Source organism: Candidatus Nanopelagicales bacterium, from assembly GCA_030700225.1.
Classification (GTDB): domain Bacteria; phylum Actinomycetota; class Actinomycetes; order S36-B12.
The window spans coordinates 39,131-54,464 of record JAUYJT010000057.1 but is presented as its reverse complement, the minus strand read 5'-3'; the positions used below and the strand labels follow the sequence as shown (position 1 = coordinate 54,464).

9 protein-coding genes and 1 pseudogene are annotated in these 15,334 nt (G+C 64.0%); 9 read left to right on the top strand and 1 reads right to left on the bottom strand.

The annotated features are described in order from the left end of the window. Nucleotides 1–23 precede the first annotated feature (23 nt). Nucleotides 24–1,271: an ISL3 family transposase gene (locus Q8P38_08890; protein MDP4014714.1), complete on the bottom strand. Its 1,248-nt coding sequence runs from the start codon at nt 1,269–1,271 to the stop codon at nt 24–26. A gap of 311 nt (nt 1,272–1,582) precedes the next feature. On the opposite strand from Q8P38_08890, the gene Q8P38_08885 reads away from it, so the two are divergent. From Q8P38_08885 to fusA, 9 genes and pseudogenes are all read left to right on the top strand, one after another. Continuing rightward, nucleotides 1,583–2,023 (top strand): hypothetical protein, encoded by a 441-nt coding sequence (locus Q8P38_08885; protein MDP4014713.1) that lies wholly within the window; start codon nt 1,583–1,585, stop codon nt 2,021–2,023. 450 nt (nt 2,024–2,473) lie between these two features. Further along, on the top strand, nt 2,474–2,614 hold the full coding sequence (locus Q8P38_08880) for a hypothetical protein (protein MDP4014712.1): 141 nt from the start codon (nt 2,474–2,476) through the stop codon (nt 2,612–2,614). A gap of 398 nt (nt 2,615–3,012) precedes the next feature. Continuing rightward, nucleotides 3,013–3,519, top strand: a pseudogene (rplJ, locus tag Q8P38_08875) (50S ribosomal protein L10). A 237-nt stretch (nt 3,520–3,756) separates the two neighbouring features. After that, nucleotides 3,757–4,143 (top strand): 50S ribosomal protein L7/L12, encoded by a 387-nt coding sequence (rplL, locus tag Q8P38_08870; protein MDP4014711.1) that lies wholly within the window; start codon nt 3,757–3,759, stop codon nt 4,141–4,143. 238 nt (nt 4,144–4,381) lie between these two features. Then, on the top strand, nt 4,382–7,849 hold the full coding sequence (rpoB, locus tag Q8P38_08865; protein ID MDP4014710.1) for a DNA-directed RNA polymerase subunit beta: 3,468 nt from the start codon (nt 4,382–4,384) through the stop codon (nt 7,847–7,849). A gap of 75 nt (nt 7,850–7,924) precedes the next feature. Then, the gene (locus Q8P38_08860; protein MDP4014709.1) at nt 7,925–11,812 is read left to right on the top strand and encodes a DNA-directed RNA polymerase subunit beta'; all 3,888 of its coding nucleotides are present in this window, start codon (nt 7,925–7,927) and stop codon (nt 11,810–11,812) included. A 472-nt stretch (nt 11,813–12,284) separates the two neighbouring features. Continuing rightward, the gene (rpsL, locus tag Q8P38_08855) at nt 12,285–12,659 is read left to right on the top strand and encodes a 30S ribosomal protein S12 (GenBank protein MDP4014708.1); all 375 of its coding nucleotides are present in this window, start codon (nt 12,285–12,287) and stop codon (nt 12,657–12,659) included. Further along, on the top strand, nt 12,659–13,129 hold the full coding sequence (gene rpsG, locus Q8P38_08850; protein ID MDP4014707.1) for a 30S ribosomal protein S7: 471 nt from the start codon (nt 12,659–12,661) through the stop codon (nt 13,127–13,129). Before rpsL ends, rpsG begins: the two co-directional genes overlap by 1 nt. Before the next feature lie 22 nt (nt 13,130–13,151). Continuing rightward, nucleotides 13,152–15,245 (top strand): elongation factor G, encoded by a 2,094-nt coding sequence (gene fusA, locus Q8P38_08845; GenBank protein ID MDP4014706.1) that lies wholly within the window; start codon nt 13,152–13,154, stop codon nt 15,243–15,245. Nucleotides 15,246–15,334 lie beyond the last annotated feature (89 nt).

Below are 15,334 nucleotides of genomic sequence, written 5' to 3'. Positions count from 1 at the left end.
GGCTCTCCCGGCATGAATGTGGGTCATCGGGTCGGCCGCTCGTGAGGGAGGCGTAGGTCGATGGGGCCGCAGGAGAGCATGACAAGGGCGAGGGCTGCGTGGGCGGAGTGGAAGCCGTAGGCGCGGCGGGTGATCAGCCTGACGTGGTTGTTCAGGCCTTCGGCGCGAGCGTTGTTGATGCCGAGCTCGATCGCGGCGAGGATGCCTGGGCGGAACTTTCGGATGGTTTTGGCGACCCGGATGAACGCGGGCAGTCTGGACCGGCTGGCCACCGTGCACCAGCGGTCCAAGGTGGTGGCGGTCTGGGTGGGGTCGAGGTCGCCGGCGAAGATGGCGCGGAAGGCTTCCTTGAGGCTGTAGGCCCGCCATACTGCGCCGCCGCGTCGGCGTAGCTTGCGCAGGGTGGCTTGCTGGTCGTCGGAGAGGTTCTCGGGGCGTTTGAGCAGGACCCAGCGGGCGCCCTTGAACGTCTTGGCGGCCTGCTGGTCGGGCAGCTGGCGCAGCTCGTTCCAGGCCTTGCGTCGTTCGATGTCGAGGGCCTCGGTGACCAGTTGGACGCAGTGGTAGGGGTCGATACAGCGGCTCGCGTTCAACGCGTTCTGTTGGGCGGACTTGTTGAACGCCGCGCCCATGTCCATGCTGATCGCCTGCAGCCGGTCGGCCCGGTCGGCACCGAGGTCGGCGAAGAACTCATCGAGGGTGGCGGCGTCCTTGCCTTCGGCGCCCCACACGATCTTCTTCCCGGTGTGGTCGGTGACCAAGGTGAGGTAGCGATGTCGGCGGCGCCAGCTGACCTCGTCCACCCCGATCGACACGAGCCCGTCGAGGCGGGCCGGGTCCAGTCCGTCGGCGACGACGCGTTCGCAGATTCGGCCCACGGTGTCCCAGTCGATGCGGTGCAGCCGGGTGATCGTGGTCTTGTCGGTCTTGGTCGCCAGGTAGGCGATCAGGTCCTCGAAGTCACGGGTGAACCGGGAGCTGGCTCGGGCGAACGGCACGCCCTCGGTGACCACCCCGTGGCTGGGGCAGGCCAGCCGGCGCAGCACCGCGCGCACGCTGACCTTGCGCCGGCCCAGGTCCAGGCCGCGCCACAGTGAGTGCACCGGCCGGGTGTCATAGCGCGCCCGCGTGGTGAACGCACACCGCGGACAAGCCAGCAGGCGTCGTCGCAGCGCCACGTCGGCGACCAGCACGCCGCCGGCGAAGTCGACCTTCGTGACGCTGATCCCGTCGAGATCGAGCAGGCGTTTGCATAGAGTGGTGACGCGCACGGGGCGGTGATCCTCTTCTGTCCGGTTTGTCTTGGTCGACTTCCGAACATAGAGCCACGCCCCGTGTGCGCCTTACCCACCGGTCACCGTGTCGCCAGATCCGTTGCCCCGCACCGGTTCGGCACTCTCAGCGCCGAAACTCACCCACATTCATGCCGGGAGAGCCGCTTTTCGTCCGACGGTGGGTCCTTCGATAAGCCGCGTGCCCGTGTTGGGAACTTGGGGCGACTCGTACACGTCAGAGATCAGGACAGGCACTCAGCCGTCGCCTGGACGCCGTGCGTGAAAGGCCTCGTGGAAGGGGAATGATCATGGGCAGAAGCCGGGCTGGTCGCTGGGTGGCGCTGGTGGTTGGGATCGTGCTGGTGGGCGCTGTCGGGGCCTGCTCTTCGCCCCAGCCGGAACCTTTCCCCCAGCAAGCGGGGGTACCCCCACCTTCGGAGGTTTGGCCGACTCCTGATGTGTGGCCAAGCGATGATCCGGTTCCAGCTATCGTTGGTGATCCGGTGAAGTTGTCGACGAAGTGCGGGATCCAGTTCCTTCAGGCGAAGGGGAAGACCTGGGAGACGTCGCCGTTCGGTGGGGGTCCCCCCGCGAAGTGGGGGAATGGTGGGCCGCCGCCGGGATGGCCGATGCCAGAAGCCAAGGGACGAGTCATCCCCATGGGAGATGTCCTTCTCTTCACGTCGGTGTATGAGCCAAGCCCGCTTCGGTTCCACTTGACGACGAGGACTCCGCCGCCCTGCCCATGACGTCTGTATGCGGTCGTCGCCCAGTACCGGGAACTTCTGGGGGCGCCGTGACGTCAGAAGCCAGGACGCGTGCTGCGCTGCGGCCGAACCGGCCCAGATTGGCGGCGTCCTGGAAGGGGAATGATCATGGGCAGAAGCCGGGCTGGTCGCTGGCTGGCGCTGGTGGTTGGGATCGTCCTGGTGGGCGCTGTCGCGGCCTGCTCCTCGCCTGCGCCGGAACCCTCTCCATCGAGCGTTGGGCAGACTCCTGATGTGTGGCCGAGCGGTGTACCGATACCAGCCGTCCTAGGTCCCGCAGTAAAGCTGCCGACGAAGTGTGGGATCCAGTTTCTTCAGTTTGGGGGGAAGACCTGGGAGACGTCGCCTTTCGGTGGGGGTCCCCCCGCGAAGTGGGGGAATGGAGGGCCCCCTCCTGGATGGCCGACGCCGTATGCCCGGGGGCGGGTTATCTTGACCGGTGAGCATGGGTGGGACGTGGAACGAGGGTTCGCTTCTGTCGAGCCAGGTGATGCCATCATCTTCCAGTCGAAGTACAACCCTGAAGTGATCCGGTTCGACCTGACGACGAAGACTCCGCCGCCCTGCCCGTGACGTCTGCCTGGCCGGTTGCTGTCTGTGTCGTGGCGCGGAATCGGCCCGACTCCGCCTGGACACCCCGGATCGACCCGCAATGGTTGTTAAGAACGCCAATCCCGGCCGGGTAACCGCCATATCGGGCAGATTCGGTGAGATCCAGCCCCGAGCACCGATCGTTCACCCCGATTGGGTGCCAGGCGTCGGGCAACGATTCCGCGGGCATCTGTGATGAGTCAACGCGCGCGTTTGACGTCCGCGACCATTCACACGTAACCTGACCCAGCCGAAGACCGCTGGCCGTCTTAGACCGAAGGCCCCACTGGGGGCGACCCGCGCAGGTTGTTCAGCACTCGTTCGAGTGACTGGCTTGCCCGCGCTCCCTTCGGTCGGCGGTCCGATCAGGAGGGGAGCTCATGTCGAGGGCTGACAAGACTCAGGCAGTTGCCGAGCTAGCGGAGCAGTTCCGTTCTGCGACCGGTGTGGTGCTAACCGACTACCGCGGATTGACCGTTTCTCAGCTACAGGAACTGCGCCGCTGCCTGTCGGGGTCGGCCAAGTACGCCATCGTCAAGAACACGCTGACCAAGCTCGCCGTTGATCAAGCTGGCGTCCCTGAACTGTCCAACTTGCTAGTTGGGCCGTCCGCCGTGGCGTTTGTCACCGGTGACGTTGTCGAGGCTGCCAAGGGTCTGAAGAAGTTCGCCAAGGAGCATCCGGCTCTAGTGCTGAAGGGCGGGCACTTCGAAGGTCGCGCCTTGACCGCGCAGGAGGTCAGCGCGCTGGCCGAGCTTGAGTCGCGCGACGTCCTCTTGGCCAAGCTGGCCGGAGCGATGAAGGCCTCCATGGCGAACGCCGCATCCTTGTTCGCGGCGCCGCTTTCCCAGGCGGCTCGTACGTTCGACGCGCTGCGCGTGAAGAAGGAGGCCGAGGCCGCTGCCGCCCCGGAGGCCGAGCCAGCCGCCCCCGAGGCCCCCGCAGCTGCAGAGGCCCCAGAGGCCCCAGCCGCCCCCGAGGCCGCAGCCGAAGAAGCACCACCGGAGACAGAAGAAGCACCACCAGAGACAGAGGGCTGACGGCCCTGACCCCTGGCCGCCGCCCGGCGGCCCGTCAAGGAGTCCGGCCCCAAGCCGGAGCGCAACGAAAGGAAACTGCCGATCATGGCGAAGCTCAGCACAGACGAACTGCTCGAGACGTTCAAGGAAATGACCTTGATCGAGTTGAGCGAGTTCGTGAAGAAGTTTGAGGACACCTTCGAGGTCACTGCCGCCGCTCCTGTCGCCGTCGCGGCCGCCGGAGCTCCCGCAGGGGGCGAAGCCGAAGCCGTCGAGGAGCAGGACGAGTTCGACGTAGTTCTGGAGTCTGTGGGCGAGAAGAAGATCCAGGTCATCAAAGAGGTCCGGGCTCTGACCGACCTTGGTCTGAAAGAGGCGAAGGATCTGGTCGAAAGCGCCCCCAAGGCCATCATTGAGAAGGCCTCCAAGGACGCGGCCGAGAAGGCCAAGGCGGCACTCGAAGGAGCCGGCGCCACAGTCGCCATCAAGTGACGCCTGACCGCGACACCCAGATGGTCGCGGCCACTCCCGCTTGCCACGGCCAGGCCCGAACCGGGGCTGTTTGCTCCGCAAGGGCGTGGTCGTGTATTCTTCGAAGCTGCGCAATCCCATTAGATGAACCCCCGGCTGTCCCTGTCCTGAGCCGCGCAAGACTCGGAGGGCCGGTGAATGGTGCGGGTGGGATTTGGCGGAAAATCGTGAATGCGCGCGTCTCCTGGAAGGACGCTTCTTGACTGTCACGCTTCCCACTGAAGGCAGTGCCCATGTCCCCGGTTCGAGCAGGGTTTCCTTCGCTCGGATCACGAAGTCCCGGGAGGTCCCGGATCTTCTGAGCTTGCAAACGGACGCGTTCGATTGGCTGATCGGCAGCGAGGCCTGGCGGGCTCGAGCCGCGGCAGCTAAGGCCGAGGGGCGCGATGACGTCCCGCAGATCTCCGGGATGGACGAGGTGTTCGCCGAGATCGGCTCCATTGAGGACACCCAGGGCACGATGTCCCTGAGCTTCCGCGACTACCACTTCGAGCCTGCCAAGGCTTCGGTGGATGAGTGCCGGGAGAAGGACCTGACGTATGCGGCCCCGTTGTTCGTGACCGCGGAGTTCATGAACAACGACACGGGGGAGATCAAGTCCCAGACCGTGTTCATGGGCGACTACCCGTTGATGACCGATAGGGGGACGTTCATCATCAACGGCACCGAACGCGTTGTTGTGTCCCAGCTCGTCAGGTCACCTGGCGTCTACTTCGAGTCGTCAGTCGACAAGACGACCGACAAAGACATCTTCATCGCCCGAGTCATCCCGGGCCGGGGAGCCTGGCTCGAGTTCGAGATCGACAAGAAGGATCTCGTCAGCGTGCGGCTGGACCGCAAGCGCAAGCAGCCTGCGACCATTCTGCTGAAGGCGCGCGGTTGGACAGCGGAACGGATCGCCGAAGAGTTCTCAGACTTCGAGTCGATGCTGCGGACCCTGGAGAAGGATCACGTCACCACGCAGGAAGAGGCCCTGCTGGACATCTACCGCAAGATGCGCCCGGGTGAGCCTCCCACTGTCGAGGCGGGTCGCACTCTGTTGGAGAACTACTACTTCAACCGCAAGCGCTACGACTTGGCGAAAGTCGGTCGCTACAAGATCAACAAGAAGCTCGGGCTTGATTTGCCGCTGAGCCAAACTGTGATCACCGACGAGGACATAGTCGCGGCCATCCGCTACCTGTGCGCACTGCACGCCGGGATGGAAACCCTTGAGTCTCCGAAGGGCGAGATCCTGGTCGAGACCGACGACATTGACCACTTCGGAAACCGGCGTCTGCGCACTGTTGGGGAGCTGATCCAGAATCAGATCCGGACGGGTCTGACCCGTATGGCGCGGCTGGTCGGCGAGAAGATGGGCACCTCGGACGTCGAGGCCATCACGCCCCAGTCACTGATCAAGATCACCCCGCTGGCGGGTGCGATCAAGGAGTTCTTCGGCACCAGCCAGCTCAGCCAGTTCATGGACCAGACGAACCCGCTGGCGGGGCTCACCCACAAGCGCCGCTTGTCGGCCCTGGGGCCAGGGGGCCTGTCGCGTGAGCGCGCCGGCTTCGAGGTCCGCGACGTCCACCCGTCCCATTACGGCCGTATGTGCCCGATCGAGACTCCTGAGGGCCCGAACATCGGCCTGATCGGGTCGCTGGCCACGTACGCCAGGGTCAACCCGTTCGGGTTCGTCGAGACGCCCTACAGGCGCGTGGTCGATGGGGTCGTGACCGAACTGATCGACTACCTCAGCGCCGACGAAGAGGACCGCCACGTGATCGCGCAGGCGAACTCCTCTCTGAACGCCGATGGCACGTTCGCCGAGGACAGGGTGCTCGTCCGTCGCAAGGCCGGTGAGGTCGATTACGTCCCGGGCAACGAGGTTGACTTCATCGACGTGTCGCCGCGGCAGATGGTCTCGGTAGCCACCGCGTTGATTCCGTTCCTGGAGCACGACGACGCGAACCGCGCCCTGATGGGATCGAACATGCAGCGTCAGGCCGTCCCGCTGCTGCGCTCCGAAGCTCCGCTGGTGGGAACCGGCATGGAGTATCGCGCTGCCGTTGACGCCGGGGACGTTGTGCGGGCCGTGGCCGAGGGTGACGTTATCGAAATGTCAGCGGATCTCATCACGATTTCCGAGGCTGACGGCATCGTGCGGGACTACCGGTTGCACAAGTTCCGCCGCTCGAACCAGGGCACCTGCTACAACCAACGCCCCACCGTGGAAGTTGGTCAGCGAGTCGAAGTCGGGCAGGTGATCGCCGACGGTCCATCGACCGACAACGGTGAGTTGGCTCTCGGCAAGAACCTTCTGGTCGCGTTCATGCCATGGGAGGGTCACAACTACGAGGACGCGATCATCCTCTCGGAGAGGCTCGTGCGCGACGACGTGCTCTCGAGTATCCACATCGAAGAACACGAGGTTGACGCCCGGGACACCAAGCTGGGTCCGGAGGAAATCACCCGCGACATCCCCAACCTGTCGGACGAGGCGCTCGTGGACATCGACGAGCGTGGGATCGTGCGAGTCGGGGCCGATGTGCAGCCCGGAGACATCCTCGTTGGAAAGACGACCCCCAAGGGCGAGACGGAGCTCACTCCGGAGGAACGGCTGCTGCGCGCGATCTTCGGCGAGAAGGCCAAGGAAGTACGTGACACGTCCCTGCGCGTGCCTCACGGCGAGAGCGGCAAGATCATCGCTACGAGGATCTTCGACCGCGAGTTGGGCGACGATCTACCGCCCGGTGTCAATCAGATGGTCAGGGTCTACGTGGCCCAGAAGCGGAAGATCACTGAGGGCGACAAGTTGGCCGGACGCCACGGGAACAAGGGCGTCATCGCGAAGATCCTGCCAATCGAGGACATGCCGTTCATGGAGGACGGCACTCCCGTCGACATTGTGCTGAACCCCCTCGGCGTTCCTGGGCGGATGAACCTTGGCCAGGTGCTCGAGACGCACCTGGGTTGGGTAGCGGCGTCAGGATGGGACGTTCCCGCCGATGACCCGCGCGTTCAGGCGCTGCCCGACGGAGCCAGGACCGCGCCCCCTGGAACGTCGGTCGCGACGCCGGTGTTTGACGGGGCTCGCGAAGAAGTGCTCGACGCATTGATGCAGAACACCAGGCCCAACGATGATGGCGCGCGTCTCGTCGGTAACGACGGCAAAGCGAACCTCTTCGACGGTCGCAGCGGGGAACCGTATCCCGCACCAGTATCGGTGGGCTACATCTACATTTTGAAGCTGCTGCACCTCGTCGACGACAAGATCCACGCTCGCTCGACAGGCCCCTACTCGATGATCACGCAGCAGCCGCTCGGTGGTAAGGCGCAGTTCGGTGGCCAGCGGTTCGGCGAGATGGAGGTGTGGGCACTTGAGGCCTACGGCGCCGCGTACGCGCTACAGGAGTTGCTGACGATCAAGTCGGACGACACTCACGGTCGCGTCAAGGTGTATGAGGCAATCGTGAAGGGCGAGAACATCCCAGAGCCTGGGATCCCGGAGTCCTTCAGAGTGCTGGTCAAGGAGATGCAGTCTCTTTGCCTGAACGTCGAGGTCCTGTCAAGTGACGGTACGGCCATCGAGATGAAGGAATCCGACGACGACCTCTTCCGCACCGCGGAGGAACTCGGCATCGACCTGTCCCGGCGGGAGCCGAGTTCCGTCGAGGAGGTTTGAGCACCCGCATAGGGCCGGTCAGCCGACCCCTGCGACGCACACGTTCAGAACCAGAGGCATAAGTAAGGAAACCAAGTGCTCGACGTCAACTACTTCGACCAGCTCAGGATCGGTCTCGCCACAGCCGAGGATATCCGCAGTTGGTCCCACGGAGAAGTGAAGAAGCCCGAGACGATCAATTACCGGACCCTGAAGCCAGAGCGTGACGGGCTGTTCTGCGAGAAGATATTCGGGCCCACCCGCGACTGGGAGTGCTACTGCGGCAAGTACAAGCGTGTGCGGTTCAAGGGAATCATCTGTGAGCGCTGTGGAGTCGAGGTAACCCGGGCCAAGGTTCGCCGCGAGCGGATGGGCCACGTCGAGCTTGCCGCGCCGGTGACCCACATCTGGTACTTCAAGGGTGTGCCCAGCCGCCTTGGGTATCTGCTTGACCTCGCGCCGAAGGACCTGGAGAAGGTCATCTACTTCGCCGCGCACATGATCACTGAAGTGGATGAGGAGGGCCGACATGGCGCCCTGCCGTCGCTTGAGGCACGGCTGGGCGAGGAGATCGCCCGCATCGAGGCCCGCAGGGACAACGACATAAACACTCGCCTCGCCAAGCTTGAGGAGGACCTCGCGGCGCTTGAGGCTGAAGGGGCGAGGTCTGACTCGAAACGCAAGGTGAAGGACGCCGCCGAGCGGGAGATGCGCCAGATCCGCAAGCGCGTCGGTGATCGAGTGGACTTCCTGCGCCGCGTGTTCGACCGCTTCAAGACCCTGAAAGTGCAGGATCTGGAAGGCGAGGAAGCCCTGTATCGGGAGATGAGCGACCGGTACGGCAAGTGGTTCTCCGGCGACATGGGCGCAGCCGCCATCAAGAAGCGGTTGGAGACGTTTGATCTGGCTGGTGAGTCCGAACATCTCCGACAGGTCGTGCGCGAAGGCAGCGGGGCACGCAAGACCCGTGCGCTCAAGCGCCTGAAAGTCGTAACGGCGTTCATGAAGACGACTAACTCGCCGCTGGGCATGGTGTTGGATGCGGTCCCGGTGATTCCGCCAGACCTGCGTCCGATGGTTCAGTTGGATGGCGGGCGCTTCGCCACGTCTGACCTGAACGACCTGTACCGACGCGTGATCAACAGGAACAACCGGCTCAAGCGGCTCATTGACCTGGGCGCACCGGAGATCATCGTCAACAACGAGAAGCGGATGCTTCAGGAGGCCGTCGACGCGCTGTTCGACAACGGTCGGCGAGGTCGCCCCGTCACGGGCCCGGGCAACCGAGCCCTGAAGTCCTTGTCCGACATGCTCAAGGGTAAGCAAGGCAGGTTCAGGCAGAACCTGCTTGGCAAGCGCGTGGACTACTCGGGCCGCTCGGTCATCGTTTCGGGGCCGCAGTTGAAGCTGCATCAGTGCGGGCTTCCCAAGCAGATGGCGCTGGAGCTGTTCAAGCCCTTCGCCATGAAGAGGCTCGTCGAGCTGGGCCACTCGCAGAACATCAAGGCCGCCAAGCGCCGCGTTGAGCGCGCTCCGGGTGGAGGTCACGCCTACGCGGACGTGTGGGCGGTGCTGGAGGAAGTCATCGCCGGGCATCCGGTGATGCTCAACCGCGCTCCGACTCTGCACCGCCTGGGAATCCAGGCGTTTGAGCCGCAGCTGATCGAGGGCAAGGCGATCCAGATCCACCCGCTGGTTTGCACGGCGTTCAACGCCGACTTCGACGGCGACCAGATGGCCGTCCATCTTCCGTTGTCCCCGGAGGCCCAGGCCGAGGCACGGATCTTGATGCTGTCCAGCAACAACATCCTTTCCCCGGCCAACGGGCGTGCGATAACCACGCCCACCCAGGACATGGTGCTTGGGATCTACTACCTCACGTGCGAGGACAAGGGTGGCAAGGGAGAAGGCAGGGCCTTCGCGGCTCCGGACGAGGCCTTGATGGCTTTCGATAACGGCGACCTGTCCCTTGGGGCGAAGATCAAGTTGCGGTTGTTCAATCAGGCGCCGCCGGAAGGCTACGAAAATGAGGGCTGGCAGCTCGGCGACCCATTCATTCTGGAGACGACTCTGGGCCGGGCTCTGTTTAACGATGCTTTGCCGGCGGACTTCGCGTTCGTCAACCTCGATGTCAACAAGAAGGTCTTGGGCGGGTTGGTGAACAGCTTGGCCGAGCGGTACCCGAAGAGCGAGATCGCCGGGGCTCTAGACCGGCTCAAGGAACTCGGGTTCTACTGGGCGACGAGGTCGGGTGTAACGATTTCCATCGCGGATGTCGTAACGCCCAAGGCCAAGGCCAAGGTGCTGGCCAAGGCCGAGCAGGCGTCGGCGAAGATCGACGCGAAGGTGGCGCTGGGTGGGATCACCGAGTCGGAACGGCGCGAGGAACTGATCAAGATCTGGACCAGGGCGACCGACGAGGTCGACAAGGCCATGCGGGACGCCTTCCCTGAGAACAACTCGATCTCGAAGATGGTCGTCTCAGGAGCGCGGGGTAACTACATGCAGGTTCGGCAGATCGCCGGTATGCGCGGTCTGGTGGCCAACCCCAAGGGCGAGACGATCGCGCGACCGATCAAGTCCAACTTCCGCGAGGGTCTTTCCGTGCTGGAGTACTTCATCTCCACCCACGGGGCCCGGAAGGGTCTGGCTGACACCGCGCTTCGGACCGCGGACTCCGGCTACCTGACCAGGCGCCTCGTTGACGTTTCGCAGGATCTGATCGTGCGCGACCTGGACTGCGAGACCAAGGCGAGCTTGGAAATCCCAATCGCCGAAGATGGGCAGACAGTCGAGAACGCCGCCTCATCGGTGGCTTCCCGGACTTTGGCAAAGGCCGTTGAGGTAGACGGGGCCGTCCTGGCCATTGCGGGCCAGGAGATCACGATGCCGATGATCCGGGAGTTCGTGGCCGCGGGCGTGACGTCACTGCGAGTTCGCTCGGTGCTCCACTGCCGGAGCAGCTATGGCATCTGCGCGACCTGCTACGGCCAGAGCCTTGCCCACGGGCATCTGGTGGACGTCGGTGAGGCTGTCGGAATCGTCGCGGCTCAGTCGATCGGTGAACCCGGAACGCAGCTGACGATGCGTACGTTCCACACCGGTGGCGTCGTCGGCGATGACATCACTCAGGGTCTGCCAAGGGTCGTGGAGCTGTTCGAGGCCCGCACACCCAAGGGCCACGCGCCCATCTCTGAGGCGGCTGGGGTAGTCGAGATCAGGGACACGGAGAAGACACGCAAGATCGTCGTCCACCCCGACGGCGATGCCCTGGAGGTTGCACAGGCCGTGTCGAAGCGGTCTGACCTGCTCGTCGAGGATGGGCAGCGCGTCGAGGTCGGAACCCAGCTCGTCAAGGGCGTGGTGGACCCGAAGCAGGTTCTTCGCGTGCTTGGCCAACGCACTGCGCAAAGTCACCTAGTTGAGGAAGTGCAGAAGGTCTACCGAAGCCAGGGCGTGTCCATCCACGACAAGCACATCGAGGTCATAATCCGGCAGATGCTGCGGAGGGTCACCATCATCGACTCAGGAGACTCAAGCTTCCTGGCCGGTGAGCTGGTGGACCGGGGGATCTTCGATGCCGAGAACCGGCGCGTTTTGCAGGACGGGGGACAGCCAGCGTCGGGTCGCCCCGAGCTGATGGGGATCACGAAGGCGTCCCTGGCCACTGAGTCCTGGCTGTCAGCGGCATCGTTCCAGGAGACGACGAGGGTACTAACAGACGCCGCGATCAAGGCCAAGACCGACAACCTGCTGGGGCTGAAGGAGAACGTCATCCTCGGCAAGCTCATCCCCGCTGGGACGGGCATGCCGCAGTACCGGCACATGCGGGTCGAGCCGACCGAAGCGGCCAAGGAGGCCATGTACCCGTCGTTCACTACCTACGACGACTTGACGTACTCGGAGGGCTTTGACGATGCCGCCGGTGCGTCCGTGCCGCTGGAGGGGTTCGACGTCAGTGGCGGTGGCTACTACCGCGACTAGGGGCGCTCTGGCAAGATCGAACCCCCGCGCCTGCGGAAGCGGCCGTTCCCGACAGAAGCGCTCGTTACGCAAGGAAACTACCGTTGCAACGGGCGCGTCTGTACCCAAACGGTCGCGTTTGTCGGGAACGGCCGCTTCGGCGGAGCGGGACACCTGGGCTAGCTGGAGCGGGTGGCCTCGGGGCCGCTTTGACCATGCTGAAGGGTGAGGGTATCGTTATCACTCGTGTCCAGCTCCCGCTGGGCGCGCTCGGGAACCCGGATGTCCGGTCTCGTTGTCGGTCTAGCCATTAGCTGACCCGCAACGGGCGGTTGCTCCGAATCCCGGGGAACCTCCCCAAGATTCGGAGCAGGTCGTGACGCCCTTCGGGCGGCGCGACACACCCGACCTCGGGGGTGGGACGAATCGGACACTACGGCGTTCGTTCGGCCCGCGAAGACAGTGACGATCGAGCGCGAGAACTGGAGACCAGGTGCCCACGATCCAGCAGCTTGTCCGAAAGGGCCGCGAGGACAAGATCGCCAAGAACAAGACCCCGGCGCTGAAGGGTTGCCCGCAGCGCAGGGGAGTGTGCACGCGTGTCTACACAACGACGCCGAAGAAGCCGAACTCAGCGCTGCGTAAGGTCGCGCGCGTCAGGTTGTCATCCGGCATCGAAGTGACCGCGTACATCCCAGGGGTAGGCCACAACCTGCAGGAGCACTCGATCGTGCTTGTCCGCGGTGGCCGGGTCAAGGATCTCCCCGGTGTGCGTTACAAGATCATCCGTGGCGCCCTCGACACCCAGGGAGTCAAGAACCGCAAGCAGGCGCGCAGCCGCTATGGCGCGAAGAAGGAGAAGGGCTAATGCCTCGCAAAGGTCCGGCGGAGAAGCGGCGAGTCATAGCCGACCCCGTGTACGACTCACAGCTCGTCACTCAACTTGTGAACAAGATCCTGCTCGACGGCAAGAGGTCACTTTCCCAAAGCGTTGTCTACGGTGCGTTGGCTGGGTGTGAGAAGAAGACCGGGACGGATCCCGTCGCCACCCTGCGCAGGGCCGTGGACAATGTGAAGCCGACCCTTGAGGTCCGCTCCCGCCGCGTTGGTGGCGCCACTTACCAGGTGCCGGTCGAAGTGCGCCCTGGCCGCTCCACGACGCTGGGGCTGCGGTGGATCGTCAGCTACTCGCGTCAGCGCCGGGAGAAGACGATGACCGAGCGGCTGATGAACGAACTCCTTGACGCTTCCAACGGCCTTGGCGCCAGCGTCAAGAAGCGAGAAGACACCCACAAGATGGCTGAGGCGAACAAGGCGTTCGCCCACTACCGCTGGTAATCAGCAGAAACGCACGGAAATCATGTCCACCATTGATCTGGCCAAGGTCCGGAATATCGGGATCATGGCGCATATCGACGCGGGCAAGACGACGACCACCGAGCGGATACTGTTCTACACGGGCATCAACTACAAGATCGGTGAGGTCCACGAGGGCGCCGCCACGATGGACTGGATGGAGCAGGAGCAGGAGCGGGGGATCACAATTACTTCCGCCGCGACGACCTGCCATTGGGCCGACCACCAGATCAACATCATTGACACACCCGGCCACGTGGACTTCACGGTGGAGGTGGAGCGATCGCTGCGCGTGCTCGACGGAGCTGTGGCCGTGTTCGACGGAGTGGCCGGTGTCGAACCCCAATCGGAGACGGTCTGGCGTCAGGCTGACCGCTACGAGGTCCCGCGCATTAGCTTCGTCAACAAGCTCGACCGGGTGGGAGCGGAATTCCACCGGTGTGTCGACATGATCGAGAACCGGCTGTCCGCCACGCCGCTGGTGCTGCAGCTGCCGATAGGCGCCGAAGCCGGATTCACCGGTGTTATCGACCTGGTCAGTAGCCGGGCGCTGATCTGGCCAGACTCGACGCAGATTGGCGACGACTACGAGGACCGTGAGATTCCCGCCAGCCACCAGCAGGTCGCGCGTGAGTGGCGGGACCGGCTGCTTGAGACCATCGCTGAAGCCGACGACGACATGATGGAGAAATACCTCGACGGGCAAGAGCCATCCGCGGACGAGTTGCGCGCCGCTATCCGCCGCGCGACCATCGCGGGCTCGCTGACTCCCGTTCTATGCGGCTCCTCCTTCAAGAACAAGGGCGTCCAGCCGTTGCTCGACGCCGTCGTCGCGTACTTGCCGTCGCCTCTGGATGTTCGGGCGATCAAGGGTCACTCGACTCGCGATGAGGACGAGATCGTTGAGCGGGAGCCGTCGACGAGCGCACCTTTCGCGGCTCTGGCGTTCAAGATCATGAGCGATCCGCACTTGGGCAAGTTGACCTATCTGCGGGTGTACTCGGGCTCACTGACGGCCGGATCCCACGTTCTCAACAGCGTCAAGGGCAAGAAGGAACGGATCGGCAAGATCTACAGGATGCACGCCAACAAGCGTGAGGAGATCGCCTCCGTCGGGGCCGGAGAGATCGTTGCCGTCATGGGACTGAAGATGACGACGACCGGCGAGACGCTCTGTGACCCCAACAAGCCCGTCGTTCTGGAGTCCATGTCGTTCCCGGCGCCCGTCATCTCAGTGGCCATCGAGCCCAAGACCAAGAGCGACCAGGACAAGTTGGCGACCGCGATCCAGCGGCTGGCGGACGAGGACCCAACGTTCCAGGTCCGAAGCGACGAAGAGACCGGCCAGACGATCATCGCCGGCATGGGCGAACTGCACCTGGAGGTCCTCGTCGACCGGATGCGGCGGGAGTTCGGGGTCGAGGCGAACATTGGGCGGCCCCAGGTGGCCTATCGGGAGACCATCACCAAGAAGGTGGAGAAGGTCGAGTACACGCACAAGAAGCAGACCGGTGGATCCGGTCAGTTTGGGCGTGTTGTCATCGACATCGAGCCCGCTGGCGGAGATGGTGACGGCGGCTACGAGTTCGCTAACAAGGTCACCGGTGGCCGTATCCCCAAGGAGTACATCCCAAGCGTCGACGCTGGATGCCAGGACGCGATGGAGTACGGCGTTCTCGCCGGGTACCCGATGGTCGACGTCAAGGTCACGCTGCGGGACGGCGCTTCACACGACGTCGACTCCTCCGAGCTGGCATTCAAGATAGCCGGGTCCATGGCTTTCAAGCAGGCCGCCAACCGCGCCGGACCGGTTCTCCTGGAGCCGATCATGGCCGTTGAGGTGACCACACCGGACGACTTCATGGGGGACGTGATCGGTGATCTGAACTCCCGGCGTGGGCACGTGCACTCAATGGACGAGCAGTCGGGGGCCAGAGTCGTATCGGCGGTCGTGCCGCTGTCGGAGATGTTCGGCTATGTGGGGGACCTACGCAGCCGGACCCAGGGCCGTGCTTCCTACAGCATGCAGTTCGACTCCTATGCTCAGGTCCCCACCAACGTTGCCACTGAGATCGTCGCGAAGGCGAGGGGCGAGTAGGTGACGGGAAACAACTGAATACTTGCCGGGCCGCGCACTTAGGAGCGACCCGGAATGGGAAGGAATACGAAACCACCCAGGGCTGCGAC